The organism is Microbacterium sp. PI-SA-G (assembly GCF_057215335.1).
In genome coordinates, this window is record NZ_CM170103.1 from 2986325 (window position 1) to 3001375 (window position 15051).

15 protein-coding genes are annotated in these 15051 nt (G+C 69.1%); 6 read left to right on the plus strand and 9 right to left on the minus strand.

The features are described from left to right. Position 1: 1 nt before the first annotated feature. The 7 genes from AC2D10_RS14705 to aztB all read right to left on the minus strand — a co-directional run bounded on the left by AC2D10_RS14705 (position 2) and on the right by aztB (position 7253). Positions 2-340 carry a DUF7882 family protein gene (locus AC2D10_RS14705; protein WP_484708733.1) on the minus strand — a complete coding sequence of 113 codons (339 nt, stop codon included), beginning with the start codon at positions 338-340 and terminating at the stop codon, positions 2-4. 151 nt (positions 341-491) lie between these two features. Further along, positions 492-827: a DUF7882 family protein gene (locus AC2D10_RS14710; protein WP_484708734.1), complete on the minus strand. Its 336-nt coding sequence runs from the start codon at positions 825-827 to the stop codon at positions 492-494. A 215-nt stretch (positions 828-1042) separates the two neighbouring features. After that, positions 1043-1651 (minus strand): hypothetical protein, encoded by a 609-nt coding sequence (locus tag AC2D10_RS14715; protein WP_484708735.1) that lies wholly within the window; start codon positions 1649-1651, stop codon positions 1043-1045. Between the two features lie 668 nt (positions 1652-2319). After that, entirely contained in the window at positions 2320-3939 is a 1620-nt protein-coding gene (locus AC2D10_RS14720) for a helix-turn-helix transcriptional regulator (protein ID WP_484708736.1), read from the minus strand. Between the two features lie 274 nt (positions 3940-4213). Beyond that, positions 4214-5158: a zinc ABC transporter substrate-binding protein AztC gene (gene aztC, locus AC2D10_RS14725; protein WP_484708738.1), complete on the minus strand. Its 945-nt coding sequence runs from the start codon at positions 5156-5158 to the stop codon at positions 4214-4216. 1 nt (position 5159) lies between these two features. Next, positions 5160-6386, minus strand: a complete 1227-nt coding sequence (locus tag AC2D10_RS14730; RefSeq protein ID WP_484708739.1) for an ABC transporter — start codon at positions 6384-6386, stop codon at positions 5160-5162. Positions 6387-6407: 21 nt separating this feature from the next. Continuing rightward, complete coding sequence (gene aztB, locus AC2D10_RS14735) at positions 6408-7253, minus strand: zinc ABC transporter permease AztB (RefSeq protein ID WP_484708740.1); 846 nt, start codon at positions 7251-7253, stop codon at positions 6408-6410. 55 nt (positions 7254-7308) lie between these two features. On the opposite strand from aztB, the gene aztA reads away from it, so the two are divergent. Next, positions 7309-7956: a zinc ABC transporter ATP-binding protein AztA gene (gene aztA / locus AC2D10_RS14740; RefSeq protein WP_484708741.1), complete on the plus strand. Its 648-nt coding sequence runs from the start codon at positions 7309-7311 to the stop codon at positions 7954-7956. Positions 7957-7963: 7 nt separating this feature from the next. Here aztA and AC2D10_RS14745 read toward each other — a convergent pair whose 3' ends face one another. Beyond that, a complete protein-coding gene (locus AC2D10_RS14745; RefSeq protein ID WP_484708742.1) occupies positions 7964-9364 on the minus strand; it encodes a threonine/serine exporter family protein in 1401 nt (466 codons plus the stop codon). Positions 9365-9485: 121 nt separating this feature from the next. Between AC2D10_RS14745 and AC2D10_RS14750 the strand changes: the two genes are divergently transcribed. Then, positions 9486-10493 (plus strand): hypothetical protein, encoded by a 1008-nt coding sequence (locus AC2D10_RS14750; RefSeq protein WP_484708743.1) that lies wholly within the window; start codon positions 9486-9488, stop codon positions 10491-10493. 4 nt (positions 10494-10497) lie between these two features. Here AC2D10_RS14750 and AC2D10_RS14755 read toward each other — a convergent pair whose 3' ends face one another. Beyond that, a complete protein-coding gene (locus tag AC2D10_RS14755; protein ID WP_484708744.1) occupies positions 10498-11352 on the minus strand; it encodes a helix-turn-helix transcriptional regulator in 855 nt (284 codons plus the stop codon). A 99-nt stretch (positions 11353-11451) separates the two neighbouring features. Between AC2D10_RS14755 and hxlB the strand changes: the two genes are divergently transcribed. The 4 genes from hxlB (at position 11452) to AC2D10_RS14775 (ending at position 14892) form a co-directional block, all read left to right on the plus strand. Continuing rightward, positions 11452-12030 carry a 6-phospho-3-hexuloisomerase gene (gene hxlB / locus AC2D10_RS14760; protein WP_484708746.1) on the plus strand — a complete coding sequence of 193 codons (579 nt, stop codon included), beginning with the start codon at positions 11452-11454 and terminating at the stop codon, positions 12028-12030. Between the two features lie 38 nt (positions 12031-12068). After that, the gene (hxlA, locus tag AC2D10_RS14765; RefSeq protein WP_484708747.1) at positions 12069-12692 is read left to right on the plus strand and encodes a 3-hexulose-6-phosphate synthase; all 624 of its coding nucleotides are present in this window, start codon (positions 12069-12071) and stop codon (positions 12690-12692) included. Between the two features lie 360 nt (positions 12693-13052). Continuing rightward, the gene (locus tag AC2D10_RS14770) at positions 13053-13907 is read left to right on the plus strand and encodes a hypothetical protein (protein ID WP_484708748.1); all 855 of its coding nucleotides are present in this window, start codon (positions 13053-13055) and stop codon (positions 13905-13907) included. Positions 13908-13986: 79 nt separating this feature from the next. Then, complete coding sequence (locus AC2D10_RS14775) at positions 13987-14892, plus strand: hypothetical protein (RefSeq protein ID WP_484708749.1); 906 nt, start codon at positions 13987-13989, stop codon at positions 14890-14892. The last annotated feature ends 159 nt before the right edge of the window (positions 14893-15051 follow it).

Sequence of the window (15051 nt, forward strand, 5' to 3'; positions counted from 1 at the left end):
CTCAGGCGGGCACGCTCACGCGCATGTCGTCGGTCAGCGCGCCCTCCGGTGGCTCCGGCACGAAGTACAGCCCGGTCGGCGAGTTCGCGGTGAACGCGAGGGCATCCACCCACCGGCGGTTGATCGCCGGCTGCCGACTGCCCGAGTACTTGAACACCATGCTGCTTCCCTGATGCACCCACACCGTGGTGCGACCGCCGCCGATGCTGGCGTCCTCTTTCCACGAGAACGCGAACGGCTCCCCACGGCGGAGTTTCGCCGTCATCACGATCTGCAGGTGCGTGAGCGCCCGATCCTCGATCTCAATCTTCGGTCCACCCTCGTAGATGAACTTTCCCATGCTGTGTCTGTCCCTTCCGGACCCGTGTCCATGACGGAAGAGAATTATTCTGCTGAGGCTCGGTTGTGCGCCAGCGAGTCTTTATGACTCCCGCTGTGCACCTGAATACCGAACGAGGATCGAGTCCGCAACCCCCTTGCGAGACGCATGCTCAGACCGGAATCGACACGCGCATATCCTCGGCCGGCGCCCCCTCGGGCTCGGGGACGAAGTACAGGCCACCGGGGGAATTGGCGGTGTACGCGAGCGCCTCGATCCACCGTCGGTTGATCGCGGGCTGCCGGCTGCCGGAGTACTTGAAGACGAGATTGCTGTGTGCGTGGATCCATACGGTGGTGCGTCCGCCGCCGATGCTGGGGTCCTCTTTCCAAGAGAATGCGAACGGTTCCCCGCGTCGGAGCTTGGCCGTGATGACCAGCTGCAGATGAGTGAGCGCCCGATCCTCGATGTCGATCTTCGGTCCGCTCTCGTACATGAACTTGCCCATGATGCAACGCCCCTTCCCGGTGATCGCTCAGGACAGAGAGGGGGACGGGTTCCGCTGGAGCCTGCCGGATGCCACAGCGGGACCACGACCCGCTCCCTTCATGCCTACCCGGGTACGTGGGCACTCGCAAGGGCTTGTCGAGCGGACCCGTGCAGCGTGCGGTGGGATGAGTGCCGTGACCGGTCGTGCGGGTGCTGCGAGCGGGGGCGCCGGGCTCAGGGAACGCGCGAGCCCGAGGTCTTCTCGCTGATGAACTCCGACGACAGCGAGGTGTTGACGTAGGTCGGCGTGAGCGAGCCGCCCGCGGTCGGGTAGAGCCAGACGACGGGGAGCGTGACGATGTTCGCGCTGCCGTTCAGGATGCCGGAGTACGTGTACTCGACGACGCCCGAGACGCCGGCGTCGGGAAGGGCGCCCACGCGGGTCCAGCCGTTGAGCGTGCGCTCCTCGATCCGGTAGCTCTCGGGCGTCGGCACGCCGTTGCCCGCACCCCACTGCACCGTCACGGTGACGACGCCGGAGCGATAGGTGCCCGCAGGGACCGTGTCGCCGGACTCCGGGTCGAAGGCCTCGAAGCCCAGGCTCTGACCGGTGTTGATCTGCACACGGTTCGGCTGGCTGACGGTCCAGGTCTGCACCGAGGTGCCGCCCTGCCACACCGACAGCCCTCCGCCGGGCGCGGGCTGCGGCTCGGGGGTGACGCTCGCCGCGGCCAGCGGCACGGCGACGGCGGCGGCGACGACCGGCACCGACCAGGCGGCGGCCTTCAGCACGGTGCGGCGCTCGACGGCGCCCTTCGCGGCGGGGGTGGGGGAAACGGTCATGACTGCTCTCCGATGATCAGATGGGCGCACTGCGGAGGAGCGCAGGCGCGCGCGAAGCCTCCGGCGCGACGCGGGGTCGACGACGGGGCGGGGACGGATGCGAGGCGCCGGCGAACACCCCCGGAACAGGGGACGGCGCCCGACCCGTGACGACGCTAACAACGCCGCACGCCCCGATCGGGCGAGTGCGCCGAAACCCACCCGGGTGACACCCGGGTGAACTGGGGCGGCGGGCGCATGGCGGTGCCGCGGCGTCGCGCTGTCGGAGCGGCGCGCGGCGGCGGCGCGGGGCGGGGCGGCGCGTCGGGGGCGGCGGCCGTCGTCCCCACAACGACAGCCGCGCGGCCCTCCCCCTGCGAACGGCTCGACATCCTTCCCCCTGGCGTCGAGTCCTGCATCGCAGCCGTCCGTCGCCGCGGTGCCCCCCGGAATCACGAGAACGGACCTCTCTATGACATCAAGCGCAGCGCCCGCCGTCGCGCCCGACGGGGATGAAGCGGGGGTGAAATCTGCTCGGGCAGGTTCGTGGTGCGGGCGGTCGGTCGTTCACAATTCAGCAAGAACGTCGACAGAGCCGCCCTGCAGGCCGGTGCGGGCGCCGCGTCTCGCAGTTCTTGCTGAGTTGTGAACGCGCGGCGGCCGAGGGCTCCGGGTCGCCCGGCTCCGGGTCAGAGCAGCCCGACCTCGTAGGCGCGGGCGACGGCCTCATCTCGGGTGGCGACGTCGAGCCGACGGTAGAGCGCGCGGGCGTGCGTCTTCATGGTGTTGAGCGACAGGTGCTCCCGCAGGCCGATCTGCCGGAGCGTCAGCCCCTGGGCGAGCCCCGTCAGCACCAGCCGCTGCTGCGGGGTGAGTGACACGCGTCGGGTGCTCGGCGGGATGGTGTCGCGGGCTCCGTGCTCGTCCTCCACGACCGGGGCGCCGAGCGCCTGTCGCTCCCCGTGCGGCACCGCCAACGCCGACAGTCGCAGGCCGTTCGCCTGCACCGATTCACGGAAGTGCAGGTAGGGCTCCGCGGCGTCATCGGGCCCTGAGCGGCGCAGGTTGGCCACGGCGTGCACGCCCAGCGCCTCGGTGCGGTACCGCGTGGAGTGGCTCTCCGCGAGCGCGGTCGAGGCGTGGCGCGCCGCGGCGTCGTCATTGCCGGCGACCAGTTCGACCCGTGCGCGCACGACACGCGTGACAGGGTGCTCCCCGTGCGCGGCGAGCGCGTTACGGGCCGGCTCCTCGCGTCCGACCGAGATCAGCAGATCGGCCTCGGCTGCGGCGAGCAGGGGTCCGAACGTCGTTCCTTCGCCCAGCCAATCGGCGTAGCGCACGCGATCCTGCCGCACGCTCTCGATCTGCCCCAGCCGGTCGCCCCACGCGAGCGCATGACGTGCGCGGGCGTAGGTGACGCCGGCGCCCCAGCTCTGCTCGGTGTTGACGGGCTGCTCGACCATGCTGAGGGCGGCCTCGGCGGCGGACCGGTCCAGCGACTCGATCGCGATCAGAGCCCGCGCGATGTCGGCCGTCAGCGCGATGCGTGGCACATACCAGGCCGATGCCGTCGGCGACTCGTCATGCCGCCGCAGCCACTCCTGTGCATGCGGCATGTCTCCCGCAAGGGCGTGGAACAGGGCGGCCTTGCCCGCGGCATCCCGCTGCACGTGGCCGGAGCGGGCGTCGGGTCCGCGCTCGTACGCGTCGCGGAGGGTGAGCAGCGCGCCCGGGATGTCGTCGGCGAGGCCCCGCGTGATGCCCGCCTGCAGCAGCGCGGACGGCAGACGCGGCACCACCAGCGTCGGCTGATGCACGACCGCGATGCGCCCGAACCGCTCCACGAGCGCGGCGAGCTGCACCGCGGGGAACATCTTGCCCCGCAGGCGGAACGCGATCATGCGTGCGGCGGCCACGTTCAGCAGGTTCAGGGCGCCGTCTGATCGGGCGATGTCATCCAGGGCCCCGAGGTCTTCGATCGCCGGAAGCGGGGCGACGCCCAGCATCCGATCGACCGCGTCGTCGAAGGCATGCAGCCGGATGTCGCGCACTGCTGCGGCCCGGGGATCCTGCGCGATGGCGCTCAGCGGGATCGTGCGCAGTGCTTCGTCGAGATGCTCTGCCGGGTTGTCGAGGAGCACGGGCCAGTGCGTGCCGACCAGCCCGACGGCCTTCGCCCAGTCCTTCGCGGCGAGGGCGGCGCGGAGCCGCGCGGGCACGTCGTCGACCCCGGGGCGTGGCGCAGGCGCAGGCGCGGGCGCGGGCGCGACGGAAGCCGGGGTCGGGGTCTCGGAGGTCTGGTTCGTCATGAGGGGTGCGGAGGTCGGGCTGCCGCTCGTCCATACTGCCCCACGAGACTGCCCCAGGGGCGGATGCTGCGGCGCCTCGCGCGCGTGCTCGCCTCGCGTGGGGCGGGGTGCATGCCTCAGCGGGTGTCACATATGGCCGCCTCCGCGCGTTGGTTGCGGCCATCTGCGACCCCCGCGACAGCCGCGCGCCCCAGCAGGTGTCACAGATGGCCGCTCCCGCGCGCCGCATCCGGCCATCTTCGACCCCCGCGCCAGCCGCGCGAAGCGCACAACCTCAGCGCGTCAGCCCCTCCGTGATGCGCTCGGTGTTCACGCGCATCATGGTCAGGTAGTCCGGGGCGCCCTCGTCGGGGCCGGTGAGCGATTCCGTGAAGAGCTCCACGACCTGCACGTGCACACCGGCCTCACTCGCGAGGGCCTGCACGAGGCGATCGGGCGACGACGACTCCGCGAAGATCGTCGGCACCCCCGTCTCCTGCACGGCGTCGACCAGGTCGGCGAGGTCGGATGCCGAGGGGGCGGCGAGTGTCGTCCCGCCGGGGATCACCGCGCCGACCACCGTGAAGTCGAACCGCTCCGCGAGGTACCCGAACACGTGGTGGTTGGTCACCAGCGCCCGGCGTTCGTCGGGGATGCCGGCGAACGCCGTGGTCATCTCCTCGTCCAACTGCTGCAGCTCGGTGCGGTACGCGTCGACCGTCGTCTCGAGGGCCGCCGCGTCGATGCCCTCCACGTCGGCGAGCACCGGCTCGAGGGCGTCGACGACGTCGATCATTCGGGCGGGGTCGGTCCAGAAGTGCGAGTCGGGCATGCCCGCGGCGTCGCCCTCGCTGTACTCCCGCACCTCGATCGCGTCGCCCGCCACGAACGAGGTGACGTCGGCCGCGACCGCCCCGTCGAGGTGCTGCTGCAGTCCCTCCTCGAGACCGAGTCCGTTCGACACCAGCAGATCTGCTCCTCGCAGCGTCGCCGCCTCCTGCGCCGAGATCTCGAACGAGTGCGGATCGGCGTTCGGCTTCATCAGCGTCACCACCTGTGCCTGATCTCCGACGAGCTCGTCGACGACGTCGCCGAGGATGTTCGTCGACACGACGATCATCGGCCGGTCATCGCCCGCCGCCCCCGCACAGGCGGTGAGTCCTGCCACCGCCACCCCCGCGATCACCAGGCCGGCGGCAGCCCGCAGCATCCGCCCCCGCAGCATCCGATCCCGCACCATCTCAGCGTCCCGTCTCGGCGACGAACGCCGGCTCGGTGTCGGTGTCGAAGGTCCGCGCGACCCGCGCACCGTCGGCGTAGTCGATCTCGAACAGCTTCTGCTCTGTCGGCGCGTTCAGGTAGGCGCGGTGCTGGTCGGCGATCAGCGTCGGCACCGCATCCGCGGCGAGCGAGTCGGCGACGAGCGGAGCGGTCTCGGCGAGCACGGCACCGTCGACGTCGCTCAGCACGAGCACCCGGCCGTCCTGCGCGAGGGCGAGCAGGTGTCCGTCCTCGTCATCCACGGCCGTCACCTGAGCGAGCGGGGTGGGGGCGGGCAGCAGCGTCCAGGCGCGCTCGCGGGTGTCGAGCATCCAGATCCCGTCGCTTCCGGCGAGGCCCGCGACCGTGGGCCGCCCCTCCCGATTGGCGAACGAGGTCGCCGGCGGTGCCGTCGTTCCGGCGGGGTAGGGGATGCGCTCGACCTGCAGCTCGTCGTCGGTGATGTGTGCGAGCAGAGCGCCGTCCTGGCATCCGATCACCGCACCGACCCGCGTCGTGACGGTTCCTGCGGGAGAGAGGCACGCCTCGTCGAGGCCGGTCTTCTCGCCGTCCGCGGTGTATCCGACGACCCTGGTCCCGACGCCGTCCGTCGCCTCGGTCACCAGGGCGAAGCCGCCCACCGGCATCACGAGGCCGTCATGCGGCTCGCGCTCGACGCGGAAGAGCTCGGCGATCTCGCCCTTCGAGAGCGCCTCGGTGTCGAGCAGCACTGCGTCGCCGGAGCCGGCGAACGAGATGCCGGTGCCGCCGATGGTCGACAGGTTCGTGGTCGCCACGGTGGCCGCGCCGTCGCCCGCGACCGAACCGAGCAGGGCGGATGCTGCGCGGTAGTAGTGGAAGTGATCGCCGTGATCCCACGTCCACAGTCCGCTGTCGACGATCTCGACGCCGTCTTCCGTCTCGGCGAACAGATAGCGGCCGTCGGTGGCGAGCGCGGTGGGCGGGGCGATCTCGCCCCACTCCGACACGCTCTCGTCGAGCAGGTCGAGGTGGGTGACGAGGCCGTCGGCGTCGACCGTGGTGAGTCCCAGCGGGGGCTCGGCGACCTCGGCCGCGCCGGCGACCGCGCCGTGGCCGTCACCCTCGGACTCTGCGGGTGCGGGTTCGGCGGCGGGTGTGCTGACGCACGAGGCCAGGGTGAGTGTGAGAGCGCCGGCGAGGGCGAGGGTGACGATGCGGGAGCGCACGGGGTCCTTCCGATTCGGGGTTCAGGTGCTGCGCGTCCGGCGCCGGGCCGCGGTGAGAGCGGTGCGGACGATCCAGGAGACGCAGGTGAGCAGGATGGCGGCGGCCGCGACGGATGCTCCGGCTGCGGTCGCGGCGTACCACGACGCGACGAGGCCGAGGAAGACGGCGGCGATGCCGAAGAGCGAGGCGAGCACCATGCGGCTGGGGATGCGCGCGGTCCAGTGTCCGGCGGCGACGGCGGGCGCGAGGAGCAGCCCGACCACGAGCATCGACCCGACCGCCTGGTACGAGGCGACGACGGCGAGCGTGACGAGTCCGACCAGTGCGCCCTGCGCGATCTGCGGACGCAGACCCAGCACCGACGCGATGCGCACGTCGAGCGAGAGGGCGACGAATGCGCGATGGAACAGTGCGGCGACGGTGACGCCGACGATCGCGGCCCCGGCGAGCAGGAGCAGATCGCTCTGCGTGATGGCCAGGATGTCGCCGAAGAGGATGGCGGTGGCATCCGTCGCGAAGCTGCCGGAGTGGGAGATGATGATGACCCCCAGCGCCAGCATCGAGACGAACAGCAGACCGATGCTGGTGTCGTACGACAGCTTCGCGCGGCGCTGGAGTGCGCCGATGCCCAGGCTCATCGCGATGGCACTGAGTGCTCCGCCGACGAGCACGGGCAGCGACAGCACGGTCGCGAGGGCGACGCCGGGGAGCATGCCGTGCGCGAGCGCCTCGCCCAGGAACGCCATGCCGCGGATGACGACCCACGTGCCCACCACGCCGCACAGCACAGCCACGAGCGCGCCGCCGAGGAGTCCGCGCTGCAGGAAATCGAGCGCGAACGGTTCGAGCCAGGCGGAAGCAGTCACAGTGAGCGAGCCTAGACGTTGTTGAGAATGATTATCAAACTCGTAGGATGGAACCATGAGTTCTTCCGCACCGACCACCGCGCACCCCGCGAGCCTGACCGGCGTGCACGTGTCCTTCGACGGACGCGAGGTGCTCACCGCGGTCGACGCACATGTCCCCGCCGGTGCCCTCACGGTCATCGTCGGACCCAACGGTGCGGGCAAGTCCACGCTGCTCGAGGTCATCGCCGGCACGCTCGCCCCGGCATCCGGTCAGCGCGAGGCGCGGGGGCCGATCGCGTTCGTGCCGCAGCGCGCGGCGATCTCTCCGCGGCTTCCGGTCTCGGTGCGCGACGTCGTGAGTGTGGGCGCGTGGGGAAGGCTCGGCCCGTGGCGCCGGATGGATGCCGCGGCGCGTGCTGTCGTGCACGGATCGATGGAGCGCCTCGACATCCAGGCGCTCGCACGGCATCCGTTCGCCTCGCTCTCGGGTGGGCAGCAGCAGCGCACCCTGCTCGCTCAGGGGCTGGCGCGCGAGGCCGAACTGCTGCTGCTCGACGAACCCACGACCGGGCTCGATGCTGCGAGCAGCCTGCGCATCCGGACGGTGCTGCGCGAAGAGGCCGACCGCGGCGCCGCGGTGGTGTGCGTCTCGCACGACTCGGCCGTGATCGACGACGCCGACCGCGTGATCGCGCTCGCCGACGGCCGCGTCGTGGCCTGAGTCCGCCTCAGCGCCGCGCCCGAGCCCGCGTCTTCGTCACACTCTCCAGCGTCGCGCGCACCGGGGTGCCGAGGTACAGGCCCAGTGACGCTCCCGATGCGAGCCCGACGCCGATGACCGCCGCGAAGATGAGCGAGTTGCCCGCGCCCATCACATCGCTCGCTGATCCGCCGGTATGCACCATCTCGAGCAGCCCCTGGAACACCGCGACTCCGGGCACCAGCGGCACGATCGCCGCCGTCGTCACCGCCACCGACGGCACGTGCAGGTTGTGCGCGATCAGCACCCCGACGAAGCTCGCCAGCAGCGCCCCGATCGCGCTCGCCGCGGCCGGATGCAGCTGCAGTGCCGTCGCGAGCGTGTACGCCGCGATTGTGATGGCGCTCAGCAGCGCGCTGACCAGGATGATCCGGATGCCGGCGCCGTTGAACACCGCGACCGCCACCGCGATGATGATCGCCCCGACGAACTGATTCAGCAGCGGACCGAACGGTGCCGGGTCGTCGGGCAGTTCCATCGCGAATCCCAGCACGCTGCCCAGCTCCAGTCCCACCAGGATTCCGATCACCACGCCGAGCGTCTGCATGGTCAGGTCGAGGATGCGTCCGCTCGCGGTGAGCGCGAACCCGTCGATGGCGTCCTGTGCTGCGCCGACCACGGTGAGCCCGGCGAGCATGAGCACGATGCCCGAGGCGACGATGATCGAGGGGCGGATGTCGACGAACGGCTCGATGCCCGCCGCTCCGAGCGCCGACACCACCACCGCCACGACGGTCGTGACGAAGCCTCCGGCGATCTGACTGAAGAACAGCGGAACGCGCCAGCGCGCGAGCCCCGCCTGTGTGAGTGCGGCGCCGAGCGCGGCGAGGAACGTGAGGCCGACGATGAGCGGCGAGGCGCCGAGCATGATGCTGACGCCGACGGCGAGCATCGCGCGGGCCACCACGACCACGGGCTGCTGGTACCGGAACGGCACGCGTCGGATCACGCGGAATGCGGTGCGCGCGGACTCCAGGTCGAGGCCTGCACGGATGTCCGACACCAGCGCCTGCACGCGCTGCAGCTTGGCGTGGTCGGGGGCGGCGACCCGCACCACGCGCACCAGCGTCTCGGGCCACACCTCGCCGCTCAGGTGGAACGACACCGTGATCGAGTTGTAGGTGACGTCGACCTGCACGCCGCGCAGCCCGTACGCATCGCAGACGCGGGTGATCGCGAGCGTCACCTCGTGGGCGGATGCTCCGACGGCGAACATCGCCTCGCCGATGCGGGTCGACAGGTCGAGCACCCGCGGCACCATGCGTTCGTCGATCACCGGCATCGCCTCGGTGGGGGCGACGTTTGAGGGGTCGGTGTGCACGATCCGTCGCACGGAGGCGAGCAGTCGCCGCGGGGAGTTCCGGGACATACATCCATTCTTCCGGCTCCCGGTATATCGAGTCGCCGGACGAACTGTGCGGTTCCGTGGCAAGGCCGTGATCAGCAACCCCTGAGCCCGTCACATCGACCGTACGAATCCCCCTGTTCGGGTGGTCGACGCCGACGAGCGGCGACGTCTACAAATGAGCGATGTTTCTTTCAGGAAGCGCGGGACGGCGAGGCGCCATGAGGATATCGGCCGCATTCGTATGAACAGGCATGGCGCGGCTCGGCGGTGGATCTCCGGAATCGGCTCCGCTCTTATCAGCGTTTTGGTGATTTCGGGGTGCGCGGCTTCGCCCGAATCGACCGCGACTGCGGGTGCAGCGAAGAACCGGTCGCAGTGGGCGATGCCGCTGGACGAATTCGCTGTCTACCCGCCGGAGCTCGACACCTACGCCGACAACCTGCTCATGTCGGAATGCCTCGCCGAAGACGGCTATGAGTGGCCGGTGCCGTGGCAAGACACGGAGTTCCCACCGCCAGCGGATGTGAACCGCGTGAATCTCCGATTGTTCAACACGGAGATCGCCGAGCGCTGGGGCTACCATTTCGGTGCGCCAGCTGACCCGGCAATCTCGGAAGCCGTGTGGGAATTTCACGAGTACGTCCGCACGTACAACCCGGACTCCGGATACGACAGCTCATATGAAGACTGTTCGGATCAGGCTCGAAATGCTGTGTCGACCGACCCGACAGATTCCGTCAACTACATCAGCTCACTGGCCATTCAGGCAGAGCAGATCACGCAGCAGAAGGCGGAGGTGGTCTCGGCGTTGGCTCGATGGCGCGAATGCGTGGTGAGACAGGTCGATTTCGATGTGCCCGAGGACCCGATGGAAATGCCGCCGGTTCCGCTTCCGGAGAAGTTCGGCATGACTGGTCCGGGAAGCACGGCGACGGCCTCACCTGAAGAGATCGCTCTGGCCGTGTTGGATGCGGAGTGCCGGGAGTCGAGCCGATGGAGCGAGCTGCAGTACGACGGGGAGTGGGAGGAGCAGCTGAAGCTGATCGACAAGAACCGCGATCAGCTGGACCGGAGTCGCGCGATCGACCTCGAGCGCGAGAAGGAGCTCCTTCAGATCGTCGCCGAGCACGCTCCGCCGGCGCCGCGATGAGGCGCTACCGCGCCAGAGCGGCGAGTTCCGCGCGGTTCCGCGCCCCGGTCTTGCGCAGCAGCTTCGACACGTGGAACTTCACCGTGTGCGGACTGACCTGAAGTTCCGCGGCGATCTCGGCGTTGCGCGCCCCGGTGCTCAGGTGACGCAAGATCTCTCGCTCGCGGTCGCTCAGGTCGACGTCCTCTTCGACCGAATGGGTGGATGCCGGGGGCGGATCCAGCGGCAGCACGATGCTCAGGTCGCTGCCCCAGCCGGGGGTCGACGAGACGCTGAGCGTGCCCTCGGTCGCGCTGACCTGCTCCGCTATGCGGCGGAGGGCATCGTCGTGCGCGGTGAGCTCGCCGCGACCGTCGTCGCGGATTCCGATGAGCAGATTCAGGCCGTCGCAGTCCCACTGGATGCGCACGCGGCGGGCGTCCTCGGCGTCGGCGAACGCCAGCACGGCGTTGCGCACGATCGCGCGGGCCGAGCGCGCCACGGCGCCGGGCAGCGCGCGCCCGTTCGCGGGTGGCTCGACGAACTGCACGTCGAGCTCGCCGAAGCGCACGAGCGGGCGCAGGTCGCTCTTCAGCCGCTGGAACGCGCCGACCACGGGCTCGAAGAAGTCGCTCTCGCGCACATCCGACGCGGTGCGCAGCTCGACCAGCGCGGCCGCGGCGACGTCGATCGCGGTCTGCCGCGCCGCCTGATCGCCCAGGCGCGTGGAGCGCAGCACCGCGAGCAGTGATTCGAGCGTCACGGCGTGCCGATCGGACTGCTCGGCGAGGATGCGGGCGTGCTCTGGTGTGGGCACGCGTGCGGCCTGCGAGGTGACGACACCATGGCGCGCAGCGGCGTCGGATGGAGGCGTGGACATGGTGTGAGGTTAGCCGATCGGGCAGCGCTAGCCGAACGGCTAGTCCTTCCAGACGTTCGGCGGGGGCCGACGGCATCCGAGCTTTTCGATAATCAGGAGATGAGCGCTGCCGACACGACCCCCTCCGACGCCGTCCGCACCGTGCGTGCCGAGACGGATGCCGCGCTCGCCGCACTCGCCGACACCCAGTCCGCGGCGATCGAGGCGTTGGCCGAAGCCGTGCGCGACGCGGATCGTGTGTTCGTGCTCGGCGCCGGGCGTTCAGGGCTCGCGCTGCGTATGACCGCCATGCGGCTCATGCACCTCGGCCGCACGGTCTTCGTCGTCGGCGACACCACGACGCCGGCGATCGCTCCGGGCGATCTCTTGATCACCGCGACCGGGTCGGGAACCACGACCGGCATCGTGCGCTCGGCCACCACCGCGCAACAGGTCGGAGCCACCGTCGCCACCATCACGACCGCCCCGGAATCCCCGGTCGCCGCGCTGTCATCGGTCGTGGTCACTGTGCCCGCCGCCGGCAAGCTCGACCGTTCCGGGGCGGCATCCGCTCAGTACGCGGGCGGGCTCTTCGAGCAGGCCGTGGTGCTGCTCGGCGACGCGCTCTTCCACCTCCTGTGGCAGCGCAGCGGCCTCTCGGCCGATGAGCTCTGGCCGCGGCACGCGAACCTCGAATGACCCCGGCCGTCCGGCCGGCATCTCACGAAAGCAGGAACATGAAGATCCAGTTCGCCATCGACACCCTGACCACCGCCGCGGCGCTCGACCTCGCGGCGGCCGCCGCCGAGCACGTCGACATCCTCGAGCTCGGCACCCCGCTCATCAAGAGCGAGGGCCTCTCGGTCGTCACCGCCATGAAGAAGGCCCACCCCGACAAGATCGTGTTCGCCGACCTGAAGACGATGGATGCTGGCGAGCTCGAGGCCGAGATCGCCTTCGCTGCCGGCGCAGACCTCGTCACAGTTCTCGGTGGGGCCGACGACAGCACCATCGTCGGGGCGGTCAAGGCCGCGACCAAGCACGGCAAGGGCATCGTCGTCGACCTGATCGGTGTGAGTGACAAGGCCGCACGTGCGAAAGAGGTCATCGCGCTGGGCGCCGAGGTCGTCGAGATGCACGCCGGACTCGACGAGCAGGCGCAGGAGGGCTACTCGCTCGACGGGCTGCTCGAAGCCGGCCGTGCCGCGGGTGTCCCGTTCTCGGTCGCCGGTGGCGTGAACGCCTCGTCGATCGCTGCCGTGCAGGCTTCGGGCGCGCAGATCGCCGTCGCCGGGGGAGCCATCTACGGCGCCCCGGACGTGGGAGCCGCGGCCGCGGATCTGCGGGCAGCGCTGGCCTGACGCTCACATTCGCCGCATGCCCGTCAGGTTCTCCTGGCGGGCATTTCTTCGCCTAGGCGGAGGAATCCCCCATATCTGGGGGCACCCATATGAAAGCGGTATTGGTACAAATGGGGACAGAGCGGTTCGTCGGAACCATGACCACGATCTGGAGGTCTCCGTGTCTGCATCCCGAGTTGGCTTCTCTTCCCTTCGACGACGCGTCGCCGATTGGGCGCAGAACGGATCGACCCTGCCCTTTCACGATCGAGCCTTCAACGACATCATGTCGTCCGCGTATTTTCAGTCGCAGCTGTCGTACAGCCGCTCCGTTCGATGCTCATGAGCCTTTTCTTGAGGCCGCGAGTGGCGATAGCTATCGTGCTCCTTGTCGCGGCGTGCCTTACTGGTTGCTCCCAAGGCGTCGAGCCTCGCGACGAGCTGCCGCAGAAGAACCGCGAGCAATGGGCGATGCCGCTGGATACCTTCTACGTCTACTCGCAAGAGCTGGACAACTATGCAGAGCAACTTCTGATCGGTCGTTGCCTCGCGGCAGTGGGGTATGAGTGGCCGGTCCCGTGGCAGGATCCCACGTTCTCGCCCGCGCCGGACTTCAACCGAGTCGGCCTCAGGCTCTTCAATCGTCAGACCGCTCAGCGTTGGGGATATCACCTCGCTCCTGCACGCAACGCGGCCGAGGGGCAGGCTTGGTACGAGTTCACGGTCTTCGCGAATTCCTATGACCCGGACTCGGGTTTCGACAAGAAGTTCGACGATTGTTCGACCCAGGCGCGCGATGAGGGGACGATCGCGTTCACCGATGCGAACAACTGGATCACCTCGCTCGCGATCCAGGCGAACGACGTCGCCGAACAGAACCCGGACGTCGTCGCGGCACACGACAGGTGGCAACAGTGCCTCCAGACGAGCGTGGACTTCGCTGTTCCGGATGATCCGTGGCAGATGCCGCCGTCGCCCCTCGACGAGAGCTTCGGCATTTCAGGGCCGCAGGCCACCCCCTCACCTTCGGCAGCCGAGATCGACCTTGCGGTGAGCGATGCGGACTGCCAGGAGTCCAGCGGGTTCAGCGACGCGCTCTATTCAACGGAGTGGGACGAGCAGGTCAAGCTCGTCCGGGCGAACCGAGACGAGCTGGACAGGGTCCGGGCCGAAGGCGTGAAGCGCCAGAAGCACATGCTCGAGATCGTGGCTGAACACTCGCCGGCGGCGCCGTGAGGACGATGGCGACCATGTCTCACGAGGGACGCGGGCGTAGCAAACCTCGGCAGCCGCGACTTCAACGACCTTGCTGCGCATGACGATGACGCCATCCATGTCACGCGCGCCGTCCGCCGCAGTGGCAGCAGTGCTCTTGCTCGGCGCGCTCAGTGGGTGCGCGGCGATGCCGGACGCGGCAGGAGTTCCGCAGACGGCAAAGAATCGCATGCAATGGGCGATGCCGCTCGACGAGTTCTGGGTCTATTCGCCATCACTGGACAATTATGCGGAACAGCTCACCTTGGGCCGCTGCATCACAAGCGCGGGCTATGAGTGGCCGGTTCCCTGGCAGAACCCCGAGTTCCCAGAGCGTGACGACGTCAATCGTGTGGGTTTGAGTCTGTTCAACGAACAGACCGCGTCTCGGTGGGGGTACCACGACGCTCCCTCTCGCGACGAGGCAACGGACAGGGCCTGGCTCGACTTCACCGTTTTCGTGAACTCCTATGACCCGGATAGTGAGTTCGAGGGTGTTTACGAAAAGTGCTCGCTTGCTGCCCGCGATGACGCTACTGCTGAATTCGCGAGTTCACTGAGCTATTTGAACGAGCTTGCGATGCAGGCCGAAGACGTGGCCGAGCGAGATCCGGCGGTGATCGCGGCCCGGTCGGCATGGCGCGAATGCCTGTCTGCGCGGGTCGAGTTTCCTGTGCCGGATGACGTGTGGGCGATGCCACCCGAGCCGCTGGATGAGGAATTCGGCATCATCGGTCCGGGTGCCACGAAAGAGGCCTCAAGTGAGGAGATCGCCGTCGCCGTCGCAGATGCCCAGTGCCGCGAGTCCAGCCGACTCAGTGAGCTGCAATACGAGAAGGAGTGGGCGGAGCAATTGAGTTTGATTCATGCCAATCGCGATCAGCTCGACCGAAGTCGGGTCATTGATCGCGAGCGAAAGAAGGAACTGCTCCACACCATCGCCGAATACTCACCGTCGGCGCCGTGATGACGATGGCGACCACGCCTTGCGTCATCGCGTGCGCGGGATAGCGCCGGCATCCCGCGCGAAATATCGCATCGCCCGCGGGAGCGCAAGACCCTCGTCCCAGATCGCCCGCGCGCCGTAGATTCATGGTGCGGCGTCGACGAAGCACTCGGGGGTGCG

Excerpts from the sequence above, each read along its gene's own strand:
- AC2D10_RS14705 (WP_484708733.1), bottom strand. The coding sequence starts at position 340 with ATGGGAAAGTTCATCTACGAGGGTGGACCGAAGATTGAGATCGAGGAT.
- AC2D10_RS14755 (WP_484708744.1), bottom strand. The coding sequence starts at position 11,352 with ATGTCCACGCCTCCATCCGACGCCGCTGCGCGCCATGGTGTCGTCACC.
- aztA (WP_484708741.1), top strand. The coding sequence starts at position 7,309 with ATGAGTTCTTCCGCACCGACCACCGCGCACCCCGCGAGCCTGACCGGC.
- AC2D10_RS14745 (WP_484708742.1), bottom strand. The coding sequence starts at position 9,364 with ATGTCCCGGAACTCCCCGCGGCGACTGCTCGCCTCCGTGCGACGGATC.
- AC2D10_RS14715 (WP_484708735.1), bottom strand. The coding sequence starts at position 1,651 with ATGACCGTTTCCCCCACCCCCGCCGCGAAGGGCGCCGTCGAGCGCCGC.
- hxlA (WP_484708747.1), top strand. The coding sequence starts at position 12,069 with ATGAAGATCCAGTTCGCCATCGACACCCTGACCACCGCCGCGGCGCTC.
- AC2D10_RS14710 (WP_484708734.1), bottom strand. The coding sequence starts at position 827 with ATGGGCAAGTTCATGTACGAGAGCGGACCGAAGATCGACATCGAGGAT.
- AC2D10_RS14720 (WP_484708736.1), bottom strand. The coding sequence starts at position 3,939 with ATGACGAACCAGACCTCCGAGACCCCGACCCCGGCTTCCGTCGCGCCC.
- AC2D10_RS14775 (WP_484708749.1), top strand. The coding sequence starts at position 13,987 with ATGACGATGACGCCATCCATGTCACGCGCGCCGTCCGCCGCAGTGGCA.
- hxlB (WP_484708746.1), top strand. The coding sequence starts at position 11,452 with ATGAGCGCTGCCGACACGACCCCCTCCGACGCCGTCCGCACCGTGCGT.
- aztC (WP_484708738.1), bottom strand. The coding sequence starts at position 5,158 with ATGGTGCGGGATCGGATGCTGCGGGGGCGGATGCTGCGGGCTGCCGCC.